We start from the raw sequence: 22890 nt of genomic DNA, 5'->3' as shown, positions 1-22890 counted from the left end.
CAAGGGTGGCCACGAGTGGATGAAGCCGGGTCGCTTACTTGGACGCGGAGCCGTTCGGCTCCTTGACGGGCTCGTCCTGCGCGGCGGAGTCGTCCTGCTCCGCGGCCGCGCCGGACTTGTCGAGGCTGATGTGCTCCTCGGTGCCGTCGTGTGCCTCATCCGCGTCCGCCACGCCGTCGGCCGGCTCGGTGTCCTCCGCGGCCGCCTCGGCGCCGTCCTCGGCCGGCTCCTCGGGCTCGATGCCGTGCACGATCCGGTTGAAGTCCTCCTCGGAGAGCACGGTGCCGATGGCGCTCTTGGCGAAGTGGGCGTGAACACCGTCCGTGATCTCCAGCAGGACGGTCTCGTCGTTCACCTCCTTGACCACGGCGTACATGCCACCGATGGTGCGCACGCCGGTGCCGGGCTCCATCTTGTTGCGCATCTCCAACGCCTGGCGCTGCTTGGTCTTCTGCGACCGGGTCATCATGAACATGACGCCGACGATCAGGATCAGGGGGAGGAGAATTCCGATGCTCACGGTGTGGACATTCCTTCGCACGGCCAACGTGGGGGATGGCCTGGATTTCGGGATGTGGGTGCCGATCCAGAGGAAGGGCGTCGGCGGAGTCTAAGCGCTGGCTCGCCGATGGAACAACGCCCAGCATTGCATGGGGGTTCCTAATCGGAAGAGTCTAACCGAGGTCAGGTTCCGAACAGGCCGGTCTGTCCTGATCCGCCCGGACTCGTCCCACCGGCCTGCGGAGGCGGTACGAGGCCCAGGTGGGACCAGGCCGCGGGGGTCGCCACCCGGCCCCTGGGAGTGCGTGCGAGCAGTCCCTCACGCACCAGGAAGGGCTCGGCGACCTCCTCGACCGTCTCCCGCTCCTCCCCCACCGCGACGGCGAGCGTGGACAGGCCGACCGGGCCGCCGCCGAAGAGCTTCAGCAGGGCGTGCAGCACCGCCCGGTCCAGCCGGTCCAGGCCGCGGGCGTCGACCTCGTAGACCTCCAGGGCACTGGCGGCGATCTCCCGGGTGATCACCCCGTCCGCCCGCACCTGGGCGTAGTCGCGGACCCGGCGCAGCAGCCGGTTGGCGATCCGGGGGGTGCCGCGGGAGCGGCCGGCGATCTCGGCGGCGCCGTCGGCGTCGATCCGCACGTCCAGCAGCCCGGCCGAGCGGTGGATCACCCGCTCCAGCTCGGCGGGGGCGTAGAACTCCATGTGGCCGGTGAAGCCGAAGCGGTCGCGCAGCGGCGGCGGCAGCAGCCCGGCCCTGGTGGTGGCGCCGACCAGGGTGAACGGGGGCAGCTCCAGCGGGATGGCGGTGGCCCCCGGCCCCTTGCCGACGATCACGTCGACCCGGAAGTCCTCCATCGCCATGTAGAGCATCTCCTCGGCGGGGCGGGACATCCGGTGGATCTCGTCGAGGAAGAGCACCTCACCCTCGGTGAGCGACGACAGAATCGCCGCGAGGTCCCCCGCGTGCTGGATGGCCGGGCCGGAGGTGATCCGGATCGGCGCGGACATCTCGGCCGCGATGATCATGGACAGGGTGGTCTTGCCCAGGCCGGGAGCGCCCGAGAGCAGGACGTGGTCGGCGGTGGCGTTGCGCTGCCGGGCGGCCTTGAGCACCAGGTCGAGCTGCTGGCGGACCCGCTCCTGCCCGATGAACTCGTCCAGCTCCTTGGGGCGCAGCGCCGCCTCCACCGCCTGGTCCTCGCGGTCGGCGGCCGACCCGACCAGCCGGTCGGGTGTGTCGGCGGGGGCGTCGTCCCAGTTCATGGCAGGTCTCTCGGGTCGGGCGGGCGGTCGGCGGGGCTCGGACGGGGTCGGTGGGCGGCTGTTCAGTGGGCGGTGGCGGGCGCCGGCGGCGGGGCGGTCAGCGGGTGCGGTTGAGGGTCTGCAGGGCCGCCCGCAGCAGGGTGCCGACATGCGGCTCGGCGGCGGCCTCGGCCTGCGGGGTGACGGCGGCCACTGCCTCCTCGGCCTCCCGCGGCGCGTAGCCGAGCCCGACGAGCGCGGTGAGCAGCTGCTCGGACCAGGACGGCGGCGTCACGGCCCGGGCCGGGCCCGCCGGGGCGGCCGCGGTGCCCAGCGGCGCCCCCAGCCGGTCCTTCAGCTCCAGCAGCAGCCGCTGTGCGCCCTTCTTGCCGATCCCGGGCACGGCGGTGAGCGCCTTCTCGTCCCCGGCCGCCACCGCGGCGCGCAGGGCGTCCGGGGCGTGCACGGCGAGCATCGTCTGGGCCAGCCGCGGGCCGACCCCGCTGACGGTCTGCAGCAGCTCGAAGACCTGCCGCTCGTCGTCGTCGGCGAAGCCGTAGAGGGTGAGGGAATCCTCACGCACCACCAGGGAGGTGGCCAGCCGGGCGGGCTCGCCGATCCGCAGGGTGGCCAGGGTTCCGGGCGCGCACTGCACGGCCATCCCGATCCCGCCGACCTCGATGACCGCGGTGTCGGGGGCGAGCGCGGCCACCGGGCCACTGACGAAGGCGATCACGGGGCGGGCTCCTGGGTGGGTACGGGCGAGCGGGCGGTGCGATGGGCGGCGACGGCCTGCTGGAGGCGGTTGGTGGCCGGGGCGCGCCAGATGTGGCAGATGGCCAGCGCCAGCGCGTCGGCGGCGTCGGCGGGCTTGGGCGGGGCGTCCAGCCGCAGCAGCCTGGTGACCATGGCGCCGACCTGGTCCTTCCCGGCCCGGCCGCTGCCGGTGACGGCCGCCTTGACTTCGCTGGGGGTGTGCAAGTGCACCGGGAGGCCCCGCCGGGACGCGCACAGGATCGCGACCGCGCTGGCCTGGGCGGTGCCCATCACGGTGCGGACGTTGTGCTGGCTGAAGACGCGCTCGACGGCGACGGCCTCGGGGCGGTGCTCGTCCAGCCACGCCTCCAGGCCCCGCTCGATCAGCACGAGCCGATGGCCGATGTCGGCGTCCGCCGGGGTGCGGATCACGCCGACCCCGGACATCGTCAGCGCCCGGCCGGGCACGCCGTCGACCACGCCGACGCCGCACCGGGTCAGCCCCGGGTCCACGCCGAGCACCCGCATGCCACCCCTTCCCCGCGCACGTCCGCCGCCGGCCGGCTTCGCCAACCTGTTCGTGCAGGTTATCGGTTGGCACCGACAAACAGCGGAGGGGCCGACGGGGTGTGTCCCGTCGGCCCCTCCCTGACAGCCCGTCAGGCATGGTCACGCGTCATCCGCGCGGTCAGGCGTCGACCTTCTCCATGACCTCGTCGGAGACGTCGAAGTTGGCGAAGACGTTCTGCACGTCGTCGCTGTCCTCCAGCGCGTCGATCAGCTTGAAGATCTTGCGCGCCCCGTCCTCGTCCAACTCGACCTGCATGGTGGGCAGGAAGTTGGCGTCGGCGGAGTCGTAGTCGATGCCGGCGTCCTGGAGGGCCTTGCGGACCGGCACCAGGTCGGTGGCCTCGCTGATCACCTCGTAGGACTCGCCGAGGTCGTTGACCTCCTCGGCGCCCGCGTCCAGCACCGCGCCGAGCACGTCGTCCTCGCCCAGCCCGCCCTTGGGGACGATCACCACGCCCTTGCGGTTGAACAGGTACGACACGGAGCCGGGGTCGGCCATCGAGCCGCCGTTGCGGGTCATCGCCACCCGCACGTCGGACGCCGCACGGTTGCGGTTGTCGGTCAGGCACTCGATGAGGACGGCGACGCCGTTCGGCCCGTAGCCCTCGTACATGATCGTCTGGTAGTCCGCGCCACCGGCCTCGAGACCGGCGCCGCGCTTGACCGCACTGTCGATGTTCTTGTTCGGGACCGAGCTCTTCTTGGCCTTCTGGATGGCGTCGAAGAGGGTCGGGTTGCCGTCGGGGTCGGCGCCGCCGGTACGCGCCGCGACCTCGATGTTCTTGATCAGCTTCGCGAAGAGCTTGCCGCGCTTGGCATCGATCACGGCCTTCTTGTGCTTCGTCGTAGCCCATTTAGAGTGGCCGGACATCCGACAGTCTCCTTCGCGTCACCAGTGCTGTTCTTCGTCGCGCGCTCGATCCTACCGGGAGACGGTCAGCTCCCCGCGCGCACTGCGGACACGAAGAGTTCATGCACCCGGTGGTCACCGGTCAGCTCCGGGTGGAACGACGTGGCGAGCACGCTGCCCTGCCGCACGGCGACGATGTGACCGTCGTACTCGGCGAGCACCTCGGTGTTCGCGCCGACCGACTCCACCCACGGCGCGCGGATGAAGACGCCCTCGACCGGGCCGCCGGGCACGCCCTCGACCTCGACGAACGCCTCGAAGGACTCGTTCTGCCGGCCGAAGGCGTTGCGGCGCACGATCATGTCGATGCCGCCGAAGGTCTCCTGCCCCGACCTGGGGTCGAGGATCTTGTCGGCGAGCATGATCAGGCCCGCGCAGGTGCCGTAGACCGGCAGCCCGTCCCTGATCGCGGCGCGCAGCGGCTCGGTCAGCCCGAACAGCGCGGCGAGCTTGGAGATGGTGGTGGACTCGCCGCCGGGTATCACCAAGCCGTCCAGACCGGCCAGTTCCTCGGGGCGCCGGACGGCCGTGGCCGCGGCGTCCGCCGCGGCCAGGGCTGCCAGGTGCTCCCGGACGTCACCCTGGAGGGCCAGGACGCCGATGGTGGGAGAGCTCGTCATCGTCGCCTTACCAGCCGCGGTTCGCGTAGTGCTCGGACTCCGGCAGGGTGTCGATGTTGATCCCGACCATCGCCTCGCCGAGGTTGCGGGAGGCGTCCGCGATGACCTTCGGGTCGTCGAAGAAGGTGGTGGCGCGGACGATGGCCGCGGCACGCTTGGCCGGGTCGCCGGACTTGAAGATGCCCGACCCGACGAAGACGCCCTCGGCGCCGAGCTGACGCATCAGCGCGGCGTCGGCGGGGGTGGCCACGCCGCCCGCGGAGAAGAGCACGACCGGCAGCTTGCCCAGCTCGGCGACCTCACGGACCAGCTCGTACGGGGCGCGCAGCTCCTTCGCGGCGGCGAACAGCTCGTTGTTGTCCAGGCCGCGCAGCCGGGAGATCTCGCCCTTGATCTGGCGCAGGTGGCGGACGGCCTCGACCACGTTGCCGGTGCCGGCCTCGCCCTTGGAGCGGATCATCGCCGCGCCCTCGGCGATCCGCCGCAGCGCCTCGCCCAGGTTGGTCGCACCGCAGACGAACGGGGTGGTGAAGGCCCACTTGTCGGAGTGGTTGACCTCGTCCGCGGGGGTCAGCACCTCGGACTCGTCGATGTAGTCGACACCGAGCGCCTGGAGCACCTGGGCCTCGACGAAGTGGCCGATCCGGGACTTGGCCATCACCGGGATGGACACGGCGCCGATGATGCCGTCGATCATGTCCGGGTCGGACATGCGGGCCACGCCGCCGTCCTTGCGGATGTCGGCGGGCACCCGCTCCAGCGCCATGACGGCGACGGCGCCCGCGTCCTCGGCGATCTTCGCCTGCTCGGGGGTGACGACGTCCATGATCACGCCGCCCTTGAGCTGCTCTGCCATGCCGCGCTTGACGCGGGCGGTGCCGGTCTCGGGGGACGCTGCTGCGGACGGGGAAGCGGTGGACACGGTGACCTCACTCCAGGTGACGGGGCAATTTCCTCCATCGTCCGGCTGGTGCCGGATCACCGGAAAGGGCCAATTCGGCGCAGGTGGCTCCCCTGGCACGCCTACTGGGCGGTGGCGCCGCCCTCGGTGGTCAGCACCGCGGGCGGCTCGTCGTCCATCTCGAAGGCGAGCGGGAACGGGGCGTGGCCGGCCAGTCGCAGCCACCGCACCACCCGGTGCCGGCGGACCGCGCGGGCGGCGCGGACGGCGTCGTTGTGGAACCGCCGGGCCATCGGCACGCGGCGTACCGCCTGGGTCATCTCGCCGACCGCCTCGGTACCGCCCGGCGCGGCGTCGATCTCCACGACCGCGTCGCGCTCCGCGAACACCACCCGCAGCGCCTGGCTCAACTCGCTCTCGGCCACCTCGCGTTGGTCCGGTTCCGCCTGGCGGGCGGCGTGCGCGGCCTCGTAGAGCACGATGGAGGCGGCCGGGTCCAGGATGCCGGAGGTGGCGAGTTCCTGGGCGACCGAGGCGCGGCGCAGCAGTTGCGCGTCCAGCGCGGCGCGGGCCGCGTCGATCCGCGCGTGCAGGCGGTCCAGGCGACCCGCGGTCCAGCTCAGGTAGAGCCCCAGCAGGGCCAGCACCACGACAACGCAAATCAGGGTGGTCACGAGAGCTCACCCTATTCCGCGGGTGGACCCGCGGACTCCCGCCGCGGTGCCTCACGCCCGCTGCCCTCTTTTCGCGGAGGGACCCGCACAAACCAGGGGCGCGGGGAACTGCGCGACAAGCCACGGCGGACCGCAAGGTCCCTGAACCGACAGGACGGGGCGCCCTGAGGGGTCAGGGCACCCCGGAGGGTCACCGCGCGGGCCGCACCGCCTCCGCTCCGGCCGTGACCGTCTCGTAAACGGACAAGATCTCCGCGGCGACCACGGACCAGTCGAACCGCCGCACATGCGCGGACGCCCGCGTCCGGAGCCGGTCGCGCCGCTCGGGATCCCCCAGAATCCGCAGCGCCGCCGCGGCAAGGGCATCCGCGTCCCCGTTGGGAAACATCTCCCCCGCGTCACCCTGATCCAGCACCTGGGCGAACGCGTCGAGATCGGTGGCCAGCACCGTCGCCCCCGCGGACATCGCCTCGACGAGGATCACCCCGAAGCTCTCCCCGCCGAGGTTCGGCGCGACGTACAGGTCGACGCTGCGCAGCAACCTCGCCTTGTCCTCGTCGCTGACCATCCCCAGGAACTCGACCCGGTCGCGGAGTTCGGCCGGCAGCGGCTCCAGGGCCTCCTGCTCGTCACCGCGCCCGGCCACCAGCAGGCGGGCGCCGGGCCGCTCCCGGAGGATCCCGGGCAGCGCCCGCATCAGCACCTGCAGGCCCTTGCGCGGCTCGTCGATGCGCCCGATGAAGCCGATCGTGTCGCCCTGCCACTCGGGGCGCGGTTCGGCGCCCGAGAAGAAGCCGACGTCGACACCGTTGGGGATGACCACGGCGTCGCCGCCGAGGTGCTCGACCAGGGTGCGCCGGGCGTACTCGCTGACCGCGATCCGCGCGCTGATCTTCTCCAGGGCGGGCTGCAGGATCGGGTAGGCCGCGATCATCGCCCGCGAGCGGGGGTTGGAGGTGTGGAAGGTCGCCACGATCGGGCCGCGGGCCGCCCAGCAGGCGAGCAGCCCGAGGGACGGCGAGGTCGGCTCGTGGATGTGGATGACGTCGAAGCCGCCGTCGTGCAGCCAGCGGCGGACCCGCGCGGCCGACAGGAAGCCGAAGTTCAGCCGCGCCACGGAGCCGTTGTACGGCACCGGGACGGCCCGGCCGGCGGAGACCGCGTACGGCGGCAGCGGGGTCTCGTCGTCGGCCGGCGCGAGCACGGACACGTGGTGGCCGCGCGCGATCAGGTGCTCGGCGAGATCCCTGATGTGGAACTGGACGCCACCGGGGACGTCCCAGGAGTACGGGCAGACGATCCCGATCCTCAAGTTCTCTCCGTCCCGGGGCGCTCGGTGGGCGCGGTGGAGCCGGCGGACGGCGGTGCGTCGCCGGACGGCGGCTCCGCGGAGGCATCGGCCGGAGCCGCCTCCGCCGGCCGGGGCGCCCGCGCGGGCAGGTCGCTCAGCCAGAGCCGTTGCAGCATGTGCCAGTCCTGCGGGTGCTCGGCGATGCCCGAGGCGTACGCGTCGGCGAGCGCCTGGGTCATCACCGCGGTGCGCCGGGTCCGGTCGCCCTCGGCCGGGACCTCGACCGGCGGGTGCACCAGGCCCTGCATGACGGGCGACGCGTCGTACCAGAGGGTGACCGGCAGCAGCAGGGCGCCGGTCTGCTGGGCGAGTATCGCCGGGCCCGCGGGCATCCGGGTCCGCTCGCCGAAGAAGTCGACCTCCACGCCGTTGCTGGACAGGTCACGGTCGGCGACCAGGCAGACCAGGCCGCCCGCGCGCAGCCGCCGCGCCAGGGTGCCGAAGGCCGAGCCGCCGGTGTGCGGCAGGACCTCCATCCCCAGGCTCTCGCGGTAGGCGACGAACCGGTCGTAGAGCGTCTCGGGCTTCAGCCGCTCGGCGACGGTCGCGAACGGCGTCTCCAGCTTGGTGGTGACCCATGCGCCCGCGAGGTCGTAGTTGCCCATGTGCGGCAGGGCGAGGATGACGCCGCGGCCGGCGGCGAGCCCGTCGGTGAGCCAGTGCACGTCCTGCGGGGCGAACCCGCCGCGGATCCGGTCCTTGCTCCAGGCCGGCAGCCGGAAGGACTCCATCCAGTAGCGCAGGTAGGAGCGCATGCCCTCGCGGGACAGCTCGCGCAGCCGCTCGGGTCCCGCGCCGGGTACGACGCGGGCGAGGTTCGCCTCCAGCCGCTGGACGCCCTTGCCGCGCTGCCGCCAGGCCGCGTCGGCGACGGTCCGGCCGAGCGCCTTGGCCGCGGGCTCCGGCAGCGTCTTCACCGCGCTCCAGCCGAGACCGTACAGGCCGTCGGTGAGGCGTTCCTTCACACGCCGCTCCCCTGGCCGACCGGCTGTTCGGCGGCCTCGGCCTCGGCGGCCTCGCGGTGCACCGTGACGACCCGCTGGATCAGGGTGATGAGGCTGCCGACGGCGACCACCCACAGCGCGATCGGCAGCAGCCACTGGATGCCGGGCACGCCGAAGGTGCGGTGGAATCCGGCCAGGCCGCACAGCACCAGGGTGATGACGAGCCGCTCGGAGCGCTCGACCAGGCCGTTGACGGCGACCTTGAGGCCGATCGCCTCGCCGCGCGCCTTGGTGTACGACACCACCTGGCCGCTGGCCAGGCAGAAGATGGTGACCGCGCAGAGCGTGAGGTTGTCCCCGCCGCCCGCGTACCACAGCGCGAGCCCGCCGAAGACGGCTCCGTCGGCGACGCGGTCGAGGGTGGAGTCCAGGAACGCGCCCCAGCGGCTGGAACGGCCGGCCTGGCGGGCCATGTTGCCGTCGACCAGGTCGGAGAACACGAACAGCGTGATGACGACAGTGCCCCAGAAGAACTCCCCCCTGGGGTAGAAGGCCAGCGCGCCGGCGACGACACCGGCGGTGCCGATCAGGGTCACCGTGTCCGGTGACACCCCCTTGCGCAGGAGGAATCCGGCGAACGGCGTGAGAACACGCGTGAAGAACGCACGCGCGTACTTGTTCAGCATGGCCTTCCCGACAGGTCGGTGGGGTTCGGAGCGAGATGTTCGAAGGTGTCCGAACACGGCGGCCGGATCGGCCGCCGGATGGCCCATCGTAGCCAGCCCTTTTCCCGCGCGCCCCCGACCCTCCGGGCTGCCGCGTCCCGTCCGCCCCGGGACGGCCCGCCGGTGGCGCGCCCGTCGCGCCCCCGGCGGGTGCGGCGCGCGCACAAGGCGCGCTCCCTGGGGGGTCAGGGCACCCGATTGGGCGTACCGTCGAAGAGGACCTGTACGCACCCGCGGAGCGACCCCCGGGAGGCGGGACTGATGAGCGGTGGCGGTAAGAAGGACGCGGCCTCCGGGGCCGCCGGAGGCGTATCGGCGGCGGCTCCCGCCGGGAGTCGCCCCGAGACGGTGCGCAACGTGGTGCTGGTCGGACACAGCGGCGCGGGCAAGACCACGCTGGTGGAGGCGCTGGCGCTGGCCACCGGGGCGGTGGGCCGGGCCGGCCGGGTCGAGGACGGCGGCTCGCTGTCCGACCACGACGAGATCGAGCAGCGCCAGCAGCGCTCCGTGCAACTCTCACTCGTCCCCGTGGAGTGGGGCGGAGTCCGGGTCAACGTGCTGGACACCCCCGGATACGCCGACTTCGTCGGGGAGTTGAGGGCCGGTCTGCGAGCAGCGGACGCGGCCCTCTTCGTCGTCTCGGCCGCGCAGGACGGCGAGGGCATCGGCGGCGCGACGCGGATGGTGTGGGACGAGTGCGCCGCGGTCGGCATGCCGCGGGCCGTGGTGGTCACGCACCTGGAGTCCGCGCGGGCCGGCTTCGAGGAGACCGCCGCGCAGTGCGCGAGCGAGCTCGGCGGCGACGACCCGGACGCGGTGCTGCCGCTGTACCTGCCGCTGCACGGCCCGGCCGGACCCGACGGCCACGCCCCGGTCACCGGCCTGGTGGGGCTGCTCACGGGCCGGGTCTACGACTACTCCTCCGGCGAGCGGGTCGAGGCCGAGCCCGGCCCGGACCTCGCGCCCCAGCTGGCCGAGGACCGCAACCGGCTGATCGAGGGGATCATCGCCGAGAGCGAGGACGAGACGCTGATGGACCGCTACCTCGGCGGCGAGTCGATCGACGTCGGGACCCTGGTCGCGGACCTGGAGCGGGCCGTGGCGCGGGGCACCTTCCACCCGGTGCTGGCCGCCGCGCCCGCCGCCGAAGGCGCCCGGCAGGGACTGGGCACCGTGGAACTCCTCGAACTGGTCACCGGCGGCTTCCCCACCCCGCTGGAGCGCACGGCGCCGCCGGTCACCGACCTCGACGGGCACCCCCGGCCGCAGCTGGCGTGCGACCCGGAGGGCCCGCTGGCCGCCGAGGTCGTCAAGACCACCTCCGACCCCTACGTCGGCCGGCTCAGCCTGGTCCGGGTCTTCTCCGGCACGCTGCGGCCCGACGAGACCGTGCACGTCTCCGGGCACGGCATGGAGGACCGCGGGCACGAGGACCACGACGTCGACGAGCGGATCGGCGCCCTGTCCTCGCCGTTCGGCAAGCAGCAGCGCCCGGTGCCGTCCGCCGCGGCGGGCGACCTGGTGTGCGTGGCGAAGCTGACCCGGGCCGAGACCGGCGACACCCTCTCCGGCCAGGACCACCCGCTGCTGATGGCGCCCTGGCAGATGCCCGACCCGCTGCTGCCGGTCGCGATCGAGGCGCACAGCAAGGCCGACGAGGACAAGCTCTCGCAGGGCCTTTCCCGGCTGGTCGCCGAGGATCCCACGATGCGGCTGGAGCAGAACCCCGACACCCACCAGGTGGTGCTGTGGTGCCTGGGCGAGGCGCATGCCGACGTGGCCCTGGAGCGGCTGCGCAGCCGCTACGGGGTGCAGGTCGACGCCGTCGCCCACAAGGTGCCGCTGCGCGAGACGTTCGGGCAGCCCGCCACGGCGCGCGGCCGGCACGTCAAGCAGTCCGGCGGGCACGGGCAGTTCGCGATCTGCGAGATCGAGGTGGAGCCGCTGCCGGTGGGCTCGGGCGTCGAGTTCGTCGACAAGGTGGTCGGCGGTGCGGTGCCACGCCAGTTCATCCCGTCGGTGGAGAAGGGCATCCGCGCCCAGGCCGCCCGCGGGGTCGCGCTGGGCTTCCCGGTGGTCGACATCCGGGTCACCCTGTCCGACGGCAAGGCGCACTCGGTGGACTCCTCCGACGCCGCCTTCCAGACCGCGGGCGCGCTGGCGCTGCGCGAGGCCGCCACGGAGTGCCCGATCCACCTGCTCGAACCCGTCGACGAGATCGGGGTGCTGGTGCCCGACGCGTACGTGGGTCCGGTGATGAGCGACCTGTCCGGCCGGCGCGGCCGGGTCCTGGGCTCCGAACCGGCCGGCCAGGGCCACTCGATGGTGCGCGCCGAGGTCCCGGAGATCGAGATCGGCCGGTACGCCGTCGACCTGCGCTCCCTGTCGCACGGCACCGGCAGGTTCAGCCGCCACTACGCCCGGCACGAACCGATGCCGGCACAACTGGCCGCGAAGCTGCGCCACTTGGAGGAGGAGGAACAGCAGACGGCGCGCGCCAGGTGACGCCGCGCCGGTAATGTGGAGACTGCTCCGAACGTGTGACGCGCCCCCGCACGGGGAATGGGCTGGTCGGAGCGGAGAAACAGCGTGGGAACACGTGTGCCGGTGCTGGACTGGTGCGGGTCGGACGGCGAGTGGGGGCTGCGGTGACAGACGGGTTCGACTTCAGCCCGGGGGCGCAGGTCCCGCTGCTGGGGACCGACGGCGAGACGGCGGCCACCCAGGCGCTGGCCTCCGCCGCGTACCGGGACTCGACCATGCAGGAACTGGTCGACATCAGCGACGGCGCCAAGATCACCCCACCCCGGCTGTCGCTGTTCGAGCCCAACCTCGGCGAGGCGTTCGCCCGCGCCGTCCAGGTCCGGATGCTCGGCGCCGCCCGCGGTGAGCTCGTGCAGTCCTTCGGCATCGAACCGCAGACCGTGGTCGAGCACTGCCTGGCCGCCACCCGGATCCGGCAGGAGCGCGACACCCGGCTGGCCGCCGTCATGGGCGTGTGCGGGGTGCTCTTCCTGCCGGGCACCCTGGCCTGGCTCGGCGCGTTCCAGCTGCGCCGCTCGCTGACCGGGCTGAAGGAGAAGGGCAACCGGGCCGGCGCGCTGGGCGGCGCGGTGCTCGCCGTCGCGGCCGTGCTCGCGATCCTGCTGGCGATCCGGCCGCCGTTCACCGGCTTCTGGCGGGAGTACTTCCGGCTGGTGATGATCGTCCCGGTGATCGGCTGGTTCCTGGCGCGCCGGATGTGCGAGCGCACCGCCAAGGACCTGCGGGACCGCTGGGGCGGCCTGGCCGGCGGCTCCGGGGTCGGCGCGAAGATCCCCGAGGCGGTGCCGCGCAACCCCAACCAGCTCCGCGCGGAGACCCTGCGGCAGAGCCTGGCCAAGCTCGCCGCCGAGCAGAGCAGCAACGTCGTCTTCTACGCGGGCCCCAAGGGGATACTCGGCATGGGCAGCCGCTGGGGAAGCTGGCAGATGGCCGAGGAGCTGGTCCCGCGCGAGGACATGAAGGAGATCAACCCGTTCCGCAGCTGGGACGTGGTCCGGGCGATCCACGACCGGCTGCGGATGCTGGAGCGCGGGCCCCTGCACACCGGCGGTTTCCCCCGGCCGTCGATACGGCACTGGGTGGTGGCGCCGATCGGCGAGGGCGCCGGCAGCATCAGCCGGCCCACCGGCACCGAGGTCGAGGCGTACACCGTCAAGGACTTCGAGATCCAGCGGATCTGCAACAACCAGCAGTTCGGCAAGGGCAACCGGCACTACCTGGGCGTCCAGTTCGTGCTGTGGGACGGCAACCTGGTGATCACCCTCATGACCACCGTGACCGTCCTCGCGCAGACCCTGCGGGTGGAGGTCACCGGGCACGCGCTCGGCCCGATCAAGGGGCTGTTCAGCAGCAAGCCCAGCGCGCCGACCAAGACGGTCAACAAGTCCTTCAAGTTCTGGGAGACCAAGAAGATCTCGCTGCCGGTCGTCACGCCCGCGGAGGTGGTGCGGCTCACCGCCCGCGCGCCGTTCACCCGCTTCCCGGCGGTCCTCGACTACCTCGGCGGCTCCTTCAAGCTCCCCGAGCCGTTCGGCCTGCGCCACACCTGGGCCGACAAGCCCTGGCAGCACCGTTTCATGGCGGATGACGCGCTGCGCGCCGCGACCCCCGTGCTGCGCGCGGTGCACGCCGCCGCGATCCAGGTGATGGACGAGAACGGGGTCGACATCAGCCAGTTCACCAGCCGCTCCATGGCGCTGAGCGGCCTCGTCCAGGGCGTGGAGCCCAAGAAGGCCGACGCGTACGACGCGTAAGGGCCCCCCGGGTGCCCCTGACCCTCCAGGGTGCCCCTGACCGCCGGTCGAGGGACCACCTGCCGGTGGTGGGCTTCTCGCGCAGTTCCCCGCGCCCCTGGTTTGTGCGGCTCTTTCCGCGAAAAGAGGGCAACCACCAAGGGGCGCGTGGGGCACCCACACCCAGCCGCCAGGCTGGGGGGAGAACTGCGCGGACAATCACCGCGGACCGCAAAGTCCCGTGACTACAGGACGGGGCACCCCGGAGGATCAGCTCGGCCAGGCGTCCGCGAGCAACTTACGGGTGTCGGCGAGAAGTTGCGGCAGCACCTTCGTATTGCCGACCACCGGCATGAAGTTGACGTCGCCACCCCAGCGCGGCACCACATGCTGGTGAAGATGCGCCGCGATCCCCGCGCCTGCCACGTCCCCCTGGTTCATCCCGATGTTGAACCCCTGCGCCCCGGAAGCCGCGCGCAAAGCGCTCATCGCCCGCTTGGTGAGGAGCGCGACCTCCGCGGTCTCCCCCGCGTCCAGGTCGGTGTAGTCCGCCACGTGCCGGTAGGGCACCAGCATGAGGTGCCCGCTGTTGTACGGGTAGAGGTTGAGCACGGCGTACGCCCGCTCCCCGCGGGCGATGATCAGCCCGTCCTCGTCGGACTTCGCGGGGATCGCGCAGAAGGGACAGCCGTCGCCCGCACCGGGCCCGGTCGGCTTGTTCTCCCCCTGGATGTACGCCATCCGGTGCGGAGTCCACAGCCGCTGGAACGCGTCCGGACCCCCCGCCCCACCCCGCTGCTCCGGCTCACTCGTCATGCCGTTCAGCATATGGCCAACCCCCTGCCCCGCGTGTCGCCGGGGCTGCCACCGGGTACCTCCCGCGATCCTGACCGGATGGCCGCCGACCCCCGCCTCGTCCGCTGGGAGACCCGCAGTGAGGGACCCCTCTTCGCCGTCTCGCTGCTCTTCCTCGCCGCGTACGCCGTGCACGTGCTCGCCCGTGGCATGCCCGCCTACGGGCACGACATCTGCCTGGGTGTGATCTACGCGGCCTGGGGGGTGTTCCTGGTCGACTACGTGGTCCGCTGGCGGCTGGGCGACTACTCCTCGTCGCTGCTCGCCCACGTGCGCCACCACGTCCTCGACACCGTCGTCCTGGTGCTGCCGCTGATGCGCCCGCTGCGCTTCGTCTCGATGTACCAGGTGATCCAGCGGCGCCGGGAGAAGCCGCGGCTGAGCCTGTACGCGCGGGTGATCGCGTACTCGGGGATGTCCGCGGTGCTGCTCGGCTTCACCGGCGCGCTCGCGGTCTACCAGCAGGAGCGGGACGCGAAGGGCGCCTCGATCCGCACCTTCGGCGACTCGATGTGGTGGATGTCCTCCACGATCACCACGGTCGGCTACGGCGACATCACCCCGATCACGCCGCTCGGCCGCACCATCGCGGTGGGGCTGATGATCGGCGGTCTGGCGCTGCTGGGCGCGGTGACCGGCTCGTTCTCCTCGTGGCTGCTCCAGGTGTTCTCGCGCGAGGGCGACGAGAAGCCCCCGGCCCGCTGAACGGCGGCGGGCCGGGGGCTTCGTCGGGTCGCGGCGCCCGGCTCAGACCTGGACGCGGCGCTCGACGACGTCGACGAGCTTGGCGAGCGCCTGGTCGCGCGGGATGTTGTTCTCCTGCGAGCCGTCGCGGTAGCGGAAGGACACCGTGCCGTGCGACATGTCCTCGTCGCCGACGATGATCATGAACGGCACCTTGAGCTTCTGGTGGTTCCTGATCTTCTTCTGCATCCGGTCGGAGGAGGCGTCCACCTCGACGCGCAGCCCCTTGCGCTTGGCCTCCTCCGCGAACTCCTGGAGGTAGGGGACGTGGGAGTCGCCGACCGGGATACCGACCGCCTGGACGGGGGCCAGCCAGGCCGGGAAGGCGCCCGCGTAGTGCTCCAGCAGCACCGCGAAGAAGCGCTCGATCGACCCGAACAGCGCCCGGTGGATCATGACCGGCTGCTGCCGGGAGCCGTCGGCAGCGGTGTACTCCAGCTTGAACCGGGCCGGCTGCTGGAAGTCGACCTGGATGGTGGACATCTGCCAGGTCCGGCCGATCGCGTCCCGCGCCTGGACGGAGATCTTCGGGCCGTAGAAGGCCGCGCCGCCCGGGTCCATCACCAGTTCCAGGCCCTGCTTCTCGGCGGCCTGCCGCAACTGCTCGGTGGCCTCCTCCCACTCGCCGTCCGAGCCGATGAACTTGTCGGAGTCACCGCGGGTGGACAGCTCCAGGTAGAAGTCGCTCAGACCGTAGTCCCGCAGCAGGTTCAGCACGAAGGTGAGCAGGGAGTCCAGTTCCTCGGGCACCTGCTCCCTGGTGCAGTAGATGTGCGCGTCGTCCTGGGTGAAGCCGCGGGCGCGGGTCAGGCCGTGCACCACGCCGGACTTCTCGTACCGGTACACCGTCCCGAACTCGAAGAGGCGCAGCGGCAGTTCGCGGTAGGAACGGCCACGCGCGTCGAAGATCAGGTTGTGCATCGGGCAGTTCATGGCCTTGAGGTAGTACTCCTGCCCCTCGAACTCCATGGGGGGGAACATGCCCTCGGCGTAGTGCGGCAGGTGACCGGAGGTCTCGTAGAGCTTCGCCTTGGTGATGTGCGGGGTGTTGACGAACTCGTACCCGGACTCCTCGTGGCGCTTGCGCGAGTACGCCTCCATCTCCTTGCGGATCACCCCGCCCCGCGGGTGGAACACCGCAAGGCCCGAGCCGAGCTCGTCGGGGAAGGAGAAGAGGTCGAGTTCGGAGCCGAGCTTGCGGTGGTCGCGCTTCTCGGCCTCGGCGAGGAACTCCAGGTGGGCCTTCAGCTCGTCCCTGGTCGGCCATGCGGTGCCGTAGATCCGCTGCAGCTGCGGATTCTTCTCGCTGCCGCGCCAGTACGCCGCGGCGTTGCGCATCAGCTTGAAGGCGGGGATGGCGCGGGTGCTGGGCAGGTGCGGGCCGCGGCACAGATCCTTCCAGCACAGCTCGCCGGTCTTGGCGTCGAGGTTGTCGTAGATGGTCAGCTCGCCGCCGCCCACCTCGACGTCCGCGCCGTCCTCGGCGTTCGCCGCCGAGCCCTTGAGGCCGATCAGCTCCAGCTTGTACGGCTCGTCGGCCAGCTCCTCGCGGGCCGCCTCGTCGGTGACCACGCGCCGGGAGAAGCGCTGGCCGCGCTTCTGGATCTCCTGCATCCGCTTCTCGACGGCCTTGAGGTCGTCGGGGGTGAAGGGCTGCGGCACGTCGAAGTCGTAGTAGAAGCCGTCCTTGATCGGCGGGCCGATGCCGAGCTTGGCCTCGGGGAAGATGTCCTGCACTGCCTGCGCCATCACGTGGGCGGTGGAGTGCCGGAGGATGTTCAGCCCGTCGGGGCTGGTGATGTCCACCGCCTCGACGACGTCGCCGTCGGCCACCGCGTACGCGAGGTCCTTGAGGGCGCCGCCGATCCGGGCGGCGACCACGGAGCGCTCGCCCTCGAACAGATCGGCTGCGGTCGTGCCCGTCGTGACCACCCGCTCTTCCGGTTCGGCGGAATCGCGTTTGATGATCACACGGAGGTCTGACACCGGTCTGCTCCTGACTCGAATACCACGGGCGCGGGCGGCTCGTCCGCCGCCGTTGCGCTGAATCGTACCGAGCCCGGGCGGGCAATCGCGAAGCCGCGGGTACGACCGCCGCCACGGCACCTCGCAGCGCGTGCCCCGAGGGGGACCGGCGTTGCTACGGCACCGCCTGCGACACGTCCCCGCCGGACCCGCCCCGCTCGCGCAGCACCGCGACGGTGCGCTCGTACCACGCGTGGTTGCCGCGCTCGAAGGCGAGGCCGCGCAGGCAGGTGAGGTAAGGGCCGATCCGGGCGCCGTGCCGCAGGTACTCCTCCTCGGTGGCGTCGCCGCGCATCGTGCGCAGCAGCTTGTCGAAGAGCTCGATCCGGGCCTGCGCCAGGGCGGCCCGCTCGGTGAGGCGGGCGATGAGGATGCCGGTGTCGACGTGGTCGGCCGCCTGCACCTTGACCATGAGGTCGTCTCGGATGACGGACGGCTTGTCGGTGGCGGCGGCGAACCGCTCCAGTTCGGCGAGGCCGAGGTCGGTGACCCGGTAGACGCGCTTGTCCGGCCGGCCCTCCTGCACCACCTTGCGGCCGGCGACGAGTCCCTCCCGCTCCAGCTTGGGCAGTTCGGCGTAGAGCTGCTGCGGCACGGCCTGCCAGAAGTTGGCGACGCCGAGACCGAAGGACTTCGCGAGCTGGTAGCCGCTCAGCTCCTCGTCCAGCAGCGCCGCGAGTACGGCGTGGCGCAGCGCCATCCGCGCGGCCCCCTTTCCTTTCCGGCGCCCGGGGTTGTCCTCGGGCTCGTACCCGGGCACGATACTCAAGATACTCAAGGAACTGACTACTCAATTCACTGACTATCCGCCGGGGCCGCGAGGCCCGGCCCCGAGAACCAGGAGCGCCGCCGCCATGACCGCGACCGACACCGCCGTGGACCGTTTCCGCACCGCCGTCGAGCGGCGCGAACTCGACGCGCTCGGCGAGCTGTTCACCGAGGACGTCCGCCTCTGGAGCCCGGTGAAGTTCCGCCCCTTCGAGGGCCGTGCCCAGGTGCTGGGCCTGTTCGGGGTGCTGCTGCGCACGTTCGAGGACTTCCGGTACGTCGGCCGCCTCGACGGCGCCGCGCTGACCCTGGCCGACGACGCCGAGACCCCGGCCGCGGTCCTGCTGTTCCGGGCCACCGTGAACGGCCGCGAGATCAACGGCATCGACCTGATCCACCTCGACCCGGCCGGCCGCATCCGCGAGTTCACCGTCATGGTGCGGCCGCAGTCCGCGGTCCAGGTGCTGGGCGAGGCGGTGCTCGCCGGGCTGGTGGCGGACGGCCTGGCGCCCGCACCGCGGTAGCCCGCCGTCCGCCCGGCCCGTCCACTACGCTGCCGGGCATGGCCACCGCCGAGGACCCCGCCGGAGCCGGCCCGCTGCTCGTGCTGTGGGACGTCGACCGCACCCTCGTCGCCATCGGCGGCGGCGTCAGCCAGGAGACCTGGGCCCTGGCGTTCCACCGGGTGACCGGGCGGCGGCCCACCGAGTTCCCCGACATGAGCGGCCGGACCGACCGGGCGATCGTGGCGGACGTGCTGCGGCTGAACGGCATCGCCTCGTCCGAGCCGCTGGTCGCGGCGGTGTACACGGCGCTGGCCGACGCGGCCGAGGAGTACGCCCCGCGGATGCGGGAGGTCGGTACGGTCCTGCCGGGCGCGCGCGAGACCGTCGCCGCGCTGGCCGCGGGCGGCACCGTCCAGACGCTGGTGACCGGCAACCTGCGCCCGATCGCCCGCGCCAAGCTCGCCGCCTGCGACCTCACCGCGCACCTCGACCTCTCCGTCGGCGGGTATGGCGCCGACGGCACCGACCGCGCCGACCTGGTCCGGCGGGCCCGCGAACGGGCCACCGCCGCCTACGGCGCCCCCTTCGCCGGCTCCCGCACGATCGTCATCGGCGACACCCCGCACGACATCCGGGGCGCCCACGACGCCGGCGCCCTCGCGATAGCCGTCGCCACCGGCCGCTCCCCCGCCCCGGAGCTCGCCGCCGCCGATCTCGTCCTCCCCGACCTGACCCACCACGCGGCGGCCTGGCCCGGCTTCCTGGCGGCCCGGGGCCTCGCGCACCTCGCCTGAACCGTGCCCGTACCCTGCGGGCCCTGATCGCCGGGGTCGGGCCGGTCAGCTGCCGGCGGCGCTCTCCCGCGCGCGGGCGTGGATCGCGGCCAGGCGCTCCTGGAGGTGGGCGCGGCGGGCCGGCCACTCGTCGGCGGTGATGGAGAAGATCGCCGAATCGCGGAGGCGGCCCTCCTCGCCCGGCGCCCAGGAACGGGACCAGTTGCGCAGCACGCCCTCGAAGGTGGCACCGACGGCCTCGATGGCGGCGCGCGAACGCAGGTTGCGGGCATCGGTCTTGAGGTCGACGCGCCCCACCTGCCAGGACTCGAAGGCATGCCGGAACAGCAGGAACTTGGACTCGGTGTTGAGTCCGGTGCCCTGCGCCGAACGCGCCAGCCAGGTGAAGCCGACCTCGATCGCGGACAGGGCGTCCGGCGAGACGGCGAACCGCGGGTCCCAGAAGGAGGTGGCGCCGACCGCCCGCCCCGACGACCTGAGCACCTGGGCGTACGGCGCGAGCCGGCCCGAGGCCGCGCGCGCGAGCTGCCCGTCGATGTAGCCGCGCACCTCGTCCCCCTTGGGCACCCAGGTGAAGCCGTACGACCCGCGGTCCTCCTCCGCGGCCACGGCCAGGTCGGGTATGTGCCGGTGCTCCAGCGGCTCCAGGCGGACCAGGTCGCCCTCGAGTACCGGCCCGTTCAACGTGAAGGTCATGGCCATCCGTGTTTCTCGTCGTTCTCGTCGTTCTCGTCGTTCTCGTCGTGCGGGTCGTGCGGGTCGTGCACAGGCGGCACCGCGCACCGCGCATCGTGCCATCCGCGCCGCACGTTGTCGTACGGATATCCCCCGGCAGCGACCCGGGGAGGCCGCCGCGCCCGGTCGCCGCACGCCCACTCCGCACCGACAATGAGGAGCAATGGGGAGAATGACGAAAATGGTGTGAGGGCACCCTTTTCCGGCCGGCAAGGTGGCGATGATGCCGACGTGGCGACTGCGCGACTTCCACGACGACGACCTGGACCGGGCGATCCAGATCTGGGACCAGGACCGGCCGGCGGACGACGCCCACCCGGTGTTCCCGGTCTCCGAGGTGATGTCCGCGGCCCGGACCGGCGAGCCGGCGGTGGTGGCCGTGGTCGGCGAGGAGATCGTGGGCATGGCCGTGGCGAGCACGCAGGGCGAGCGGGCCTGGATCACGCTGGTCGCGCTCGCCTCGAACTGGCGCAACCGCGGCATCGGCTCGGCCCTGATCGCCGAGCTGGAGCGGCGGTTGCGCGGCCGGGGGGTGCGCAGGATCGGCGCGCTGCTCGCCCCGGGCGCCACCGGCACCACCGCCCTGGAGAACTCCGGCTACCACGCCCGTACCGGTCTGGCCTTCTACGAGAAGGTGGAGCACCTCGGCTCCGCCGACGCGGGCCTGCTCGCGGAGCTCGGCGGGCGGGTCCAGCCGCCGGGCCTGTGGGACGCGCTCGCGGGCATGGTCCGCGAGAAGGCGGCCATCGAGCGCCGGGTCGTCCTCCCGCTGGCCGAGCCCGCCCTCGCCGAGCGCTACGGCGTCTCGCCGCCGAAGGCGGTGATCCTCTTCGGTCCGCCCGGCACCGGGAAGACCAGCTTCGCGAAGGCCGTCGCGTCCCGCCTGGACTGGCCGTTCGTCGAGCTGTTCCCGTCCCGTCTCGCCGCGGGTGACGCCGGCGGGCTGGCCGCCTCGCTCCGGGACGCCTTCGCCGACCTCGCCGACCTGGAGACGGTGGTGCTCTTCGTGGACGAGGTCGAGGAGATCGCGGGCGTGCGGTCCGGCCTGGCCGCGGACCCCGGACACGGCGTCACCAACGAACTGCTCAAGCTGATCCCGGGCTTCCGCGACCACGACGACCGGCTGCTGATCTGCGCCACCAACTCCGTCCGCTCGCTGGACCCGGCGTTCCTGCGCCCGGGCCGGTTCGACTACGTGATCCCGGTCGGTCCTCCCGACCCGGTGGCGCGCGAGGCGATCTGGCGCCGCTACCTCGGCGCGGCGGCGGGCACGGTGGAGTTGCCGCGACTGGTCGACGCCAGCGAGATGTTCACCCCCGCGGACATCGAGTTCGCGGCCCGCAAGGGCTCGCACGCCGCCTTCGAGCGCGAGGTCACCCACCGCCGCGGCACGCCCGCCGGCACGGACGACTACCTCGCGGCGATCGCCGACGTCCGCCCCACCCTCACCGACCGCGCGCTGGCCGACTTCGAGGAGGACATCTCCCACCACGCCCGCCTCTGACCGCCTGCCCCGCCGCGTCGACCCCCGCGAACCGAGCCTCCCCGTAGGACGCCCACCGGCCCCCCGGCCACCGGGATCCGATGGCGCCCCGGCGCACCGGCGCCCTCCACCCCGCGCGTGGCTGCCGAGCCGCTGTCGTGCGGCGGCGGGCGGCCTCTTGACACGTCGTCAGCAGATTGAGTTAATCGGGCTCATGTTTCCTGCCGTCCGTGCGGGCAAGGCATGACGACCGACCGGCCGGAACGCCGCAACGCCGTTGCCTACCTGGTCGGTCTCGGCCTGTCGCTGCTCGGCGACAACGCCATGTCGCTGGTGGCGGGGATCTGGATCAAGACCCTCACGGGCAGCAGCGCCGCCGCCGCGCTGGCGTCGGTGTGCGTCTACGCCCCCGTGCTGCTCGGGCCGTTGGGCGGGGCGATCGCCGACCGGTACCGGCTGAAGCCGCTGCTGACCGGCATCAACCTCACCGCTGCGGCGGTCGTCCTCGCCATGGTGCTGGTGCGCTCGCGCGACGACGTCTGGCTGATCTACGCGGCCATGTTCGGCTACGGCTGCGCGATGACGCTCACCGGTCCCGCGGAGAGCGCGCTGTTCGCGCGGATCTTCACGCCGGAGACCCGGGAGCGCCTGAACGGGGCGTCGCTGGCGTTGCAGGAGGCCGGCCGCCTGGTCGCGCCGCTGGCCGGCGCGGGGTTGTTCGCCCTGGCCGGCGGCGGTGCCGTCGCCGCCCTGGACGCGGGCACCTTCGCCGTCGCAGCAGGGGCGACCGCGCTGGTGCGCTACGCGCAACCCCGGCCGGCACGCAGGCCCTTCGACTGGCGCGCCGACCTGACCTCGGGCCTGCGCCGGCTCGGCCGCATCCGCGAACTGCGCCTCGCCGTCGTCCTGTCCGGCACGGCGATCGGGATGTCGGGCGTCGCGGTCGCCGCGCAGTACAGCCTGGTGGCGGCCCTGCACCGCCCGCCGGGCTTCCTCGGGGTGCTGTCCGCGCTGCTCGGCGCCGGTTCCGTCGCGGGCGGGCTGCTGGCCGGCCCGATGATCCGCCGCGTCGGCGAACGCCGGCTGATCCTGCTCGGAGTGCTCGACCTCGCCCTCGGCTCCGGTCTGCGCGCCACCGGCGCCCTGGTCCCCGCTCTGCTCGGCTCCGTGGTGCTCGGGTTCGCCCTCCCTTGGTGCCTGGTGGCCACGATCACCCTGACCCAGCGGCTGGTCCCGCTCGAGAGCCAGGGCCGCGCCTCGGCCGCCGTCGGCCTCCTGCTCTTCGCCCCGCAGCCGCTGACCCAGGCCGCCGGCGCGGGACTTGTCACCGCTGTCGACTACCGCCTCGTCTTCGTGCTCGTCGCGGTCGTGCCGCTGGCCGTGGCCGCCGCCGCGCTCCGCCCGGTCCACCGGACCGGGCCCGCGGCGGGCGGACAGCCGGGGCCGGGCTCGGTGTGACGGGAGCGGCAACGACAACGGCCGCCCGGGGGGCGGCCGTTGTGGTGCGCT

General features: G+C 72.6%; 22 protein-coding genes. 7 read left to right on the top strand and 15 right to left on the bottom strand.

Annotation, left to right across the window (positions count from 1 at the left end):
- Window positions 1–34: 34 nt before the first annotated feature.
- The 11 genes from yajC to pgsA form a co-directional block, all read right to left on the bottom strand.
- The gene (gene yajC, locus C4U44_RS21670) at window positions 35–520 is read right to left on the bottom strand and encodes a preprotein translocase subunit YajC (RefSeq protein ID WP_103887620.1); all 486 of its coding nucleotides are present in this window, start codon (window positions 518–520) and stop codon (window positions 35–37) included.
- A gap of 164 nt (window positions 521–684) precedes the next feature.
- The gene (ruvB, locus tag C4U44_RS21665) at window positions 685–1764 is read right to left on the bottom strand and encodes a Holliday junction branch migration DNA helicase RuvB (protein WP_103887619.1); all 1080 of its coding nucleotides are present in this window, start codon (window positions 1762–1764) and stop codon (window positions 685–687) included.
- A gap of 97 nt (window positions 1765–1861) precedes the next feature.
- A complete protein-coding gene (ruvA, locus tag C4U44_RS21660; protein WP_103887618.1) occupies window positions 1862–2479 on the bottom strand; it encodes a Holliday junction branch migration protein RuvA in 618 nt (205 codons plus the stop codon).
- Window positions 2476–3027 (bottom strand): crossover junction endodeoxyribonuclease RuvC, encoded by a 552-nt coding sequence (gene ruvC, locus C4U44_RS21655; protein ID WP_103887617.1) that lies wholly within the window; start codon window positions 3025–3027, stop codon window positions 2476–2478. The genes ruvA and ruvC overlap by 4 nt, the downstream gene beginning before the upstream one ends.
- A gap of 160 nt (window positions 3028–3187) precedes the next feature.
- Window positions 3188–3940 carry a YebC/PmpR family DNA-binding transcriptional regulator gene (locus C4U44_RS21650; RefSeq protein ID WP_103887616.1) on the bottom strand — a complete coding sequence of 251 codons (753 nt, stop codon included), beginning with the start codon at window positions 3938–3940 and terminating at the stop codon, window positions 3188–3190.
- A 65-nt stretch (window positions 3941–4005) separates the two neighbouring features.
- A complete protein-coding gene (pdxT, locus tag C4U44_RS21645) occupies window positions 4006–4599 on the bottom strand; it encodes a pyridoxal 5'-phosphate synthase glutaminase subunit PdxT (protein ID WP_103887615.1) in 594 nt (197 codons plus the stop codon).
- A gap of 7 nt (window positions 4600–4606) precedes the next feature.
- Entirely contained in the window at window positions 4607–5521 is a 915-nt protein-coding gene (gene pdxS, locus C4U44_RS21640; protein ID WP_103887614.1) for a pyridoxal 5'-phosphate synthase lyase subunit PdxS, read from the bottom strand.
- Window positions 5522–5622: 101 nt separating this feature from the next.
- A complete protein-coding gene (locus C4U44_RS21635; protein ID WP_103887613.1) occupies window positions 5623–6174 on the bottom strand; it encodes a hypothetical protein in 552 nt (183 codons plus the stop codon).
- Between the two features lie 190 nt (window positions 6175–6364).
- Window positions 6365–7486, bottom strand: a complete 1122-nt coding sequence (locus C4U44_RS21630; protein ID WP_103887612.1) for a glycosyltransferase family 4 protein — start codon at window positions 7484–7486, stop codon at window positions 6365–6367.
- The gene (locus C4U44_RS21625; protein ID WP_103887611.1) at window positions 7483–8490 is read right to left on the bottom strand and encodes a phosphatidylinositol mannoside acyltransferase; all 1008 of its coding nucleotides are present in this window, start codon (window positions 8488–8490) and stop codon (window positions 7483–7485) included. The genes C4U44_RS21630 and C4U44_RS21625 overlap by 4 nt, the downstream gene beginning before the upstream one ends.
- A complete protein-coding gene (gene pgsA / locus C4U44_RS21620; RefSeq protein WP_200823344.1) occupies window positions 8487–9155 on the bottom strand; it encodes a phosphatidylinositol phosphate synthase in 669 nt (222 codons plus the stop codon). The genes C4U44_RS21625 and pgsA overlap by 4 nt, the downstream gene beginning before the upstream one ends.
- A gap of 300 nt (window positions 9156–9455) precedes the next feature.
- On the opposite strand from pgsA, the gene C4U44_RS21615 reads away from it, so the two are divergent.
- Together C4U44_RS21615 and C4U44_RS21610 are read left to right on the top strand one after the other, a co-directional pair.
- Window positions 9456–11699: an elongation factor G-like protein EF-G2 gene (locus tag C4U44_RS21615; RefSeq protein WP_103887609.1), complete on the top strand. Its 2244-nt coding sequence runs from the start codon at window positions 9456–9458 to the stop codon at window positions 11697–11699.
- A 143-nt stretch (window positions 11700–11842) separates the two neighbouring features.
- Window positions 11843–13492 carry a hypothetical protein gene (locus tag C4U44_RS21610; protein WP_103887608.1) on the top strand — a complete coding sequence of 550 codons (1650 nt, stop codon included), beginning with the start codon at window positions 11843–11845 and terminating at the stop codon, window positions 13490–13492.
- A 249-nt stretch (window positions 13493–13741) separates the two neighbouring features.
- On the opposite strand, the gene C4U44_RS21605 is transcribed toward C4U44_RS21610, so the two are convergent.
- Window positions 13742–14299, bottom strand: a complete 558-nt coding sequence (locus tag C4U44_RS21605) for an HIT family protein (RefSeq protein ID WP_103887607.1) — start codon at window positions 14297–14299, stop codon at window positions 13742–13744.
- A 66-nt stretch (window positions 14300–14365) separates the two neighbouring features.
- On the opposite strand from C4U44_RS21605, the gene C4U44_RS21600 reads away from it, so the two are divergent.
- Window positions 14366–15031 carry an ion channel gene (locus tag C4U44_RS21600; protein ID WP_103887606.1) on the top strand — a complete coding sequence of 222 codons (666 nt, stop codon included), beginning with the start codon at window positions 14366–14368 and terminating at the stop codon, window positions 15029–15031.
- Window positions 15032–15073: 42 nt separating this feature from the next.
- Here the strand turns inward: C4U44_RS21600 and thrS are convergent, their stop codons facing one another.
- Entirely contained in the window at window positions 15074–17056 is a 1983-nt protein-coding gene (gene thrS / locus C4U44_RS21595; RefSeq protein WP_103887605.1) for a threonine--tRNA ligase, read from the bottom strand.
- 154 nt (window positions 17057–17210) lie between these two features.
- The gene (locus C4U44_RS21590; RefSeq protein ID WP_103887604.1) at window positions 17211–17795 is read right to left on the bottom strand and encodes a PadR family transcriptional regulator; all 585 of its coding nucleotides are present in this window, start codon (window positions 17793–17795) and stop codon (window positions 17211–17213) included.
- Between the two features lie 154 nt (window positions 17796–17949).
- On the opposite strand from C4U44_RS21590, the gene C4U44_RS21585 reads away from it, so the two are divergent.
- Together C4U44_RS21585 and C4U44_RS21580 are read left to right on the top strand one after the other, a co-directional pair.
- Window positions 17950–18387, top strand: coding sequence for a nuclear transport factor 2 family protein (locus C4U44_RS21585; RefSeq protein WP_103887603.1), 438 nt, complete (start codon window positions 17950–17952; stop codon window positions 18385–18387).
- 38 nt (window positions 18388–18425) lie between these two features.
- Window positions 18426–19163, top strand: coding sequence for a haloacid dehalogenase-like hydrolase (locus C4U44_RS21580; RefSeq protein WP_103887602.1), 738 nt, complete (start codon window positions 18426–18428; stop codon window positions 19161–19163).
- A 45-nt stretch (window positions 19164–19208) separates the two neighbouring features.
- Here the strand turns inward: C4U44_RS21580 and C4U44_RS21575 are convergent, their stop codons facing one another.
- Window positions 19209–19859: a GNAT family N-acetyltransferase gene (locus C4U44_RS21575; protein ID WP_103887786.1), complete on the bottom strand. Its 651-nt coding sequence runs from the start codon at window positions 19857–19859 to the stop codon at window positions 19209–19211.
- Window positions 19860–20121: 262 nt separating this feature from the next.
- On the opposite strand from C4U44_RS21575, the gene C4U44_RS21570 reads away from it, so the two are divergent.
- Both C4U44_RS21570 and C4U44_RS21565 read left to right on the top strand, forming a co-directional pair.
- On the top strand, window positions 20122–21402 hold the full coding sequence (locus C4U44_RS21570) for an ATP-binding protein (RefSeq protein ID WP_103887601.1): 1281 nt from the start codon (window positions 20122–20124) through the stop codon (window positions 21400–21402).
- A gap of 222 nt (window positions 21403–21624) precedes the next feature.
- Complete coding sequence (locus C4U44_RS21565) at window positions 21625–22839, top strand: MFS transporter (RefSeq protein WP_103887600.1); 1215 nt, start codon at window positions 21625–21627, stop codon at window positions 22837–22839.
- The last annotated feature ends 51 nt before the right edge of the window (window positions 22840–22890 follow it).

Origin of the sequence: Actinacidiphila yanglinensis (assembly GCF_900107965.1) — a bacterium.
GTDB classification, from domain to species: domain Bacteria; phylum Actinomycetota; class Actinomycetes; order Streptomycetales; family Streptomycetaceae; genus Actinacidiphila; species Actinacidiphila yanglinensis.
The sequence above is the reverse complement of the archived record's forward strand: the minus strand, read 5'-3'. Positions and strand labels throughout refer to the sequence as shown.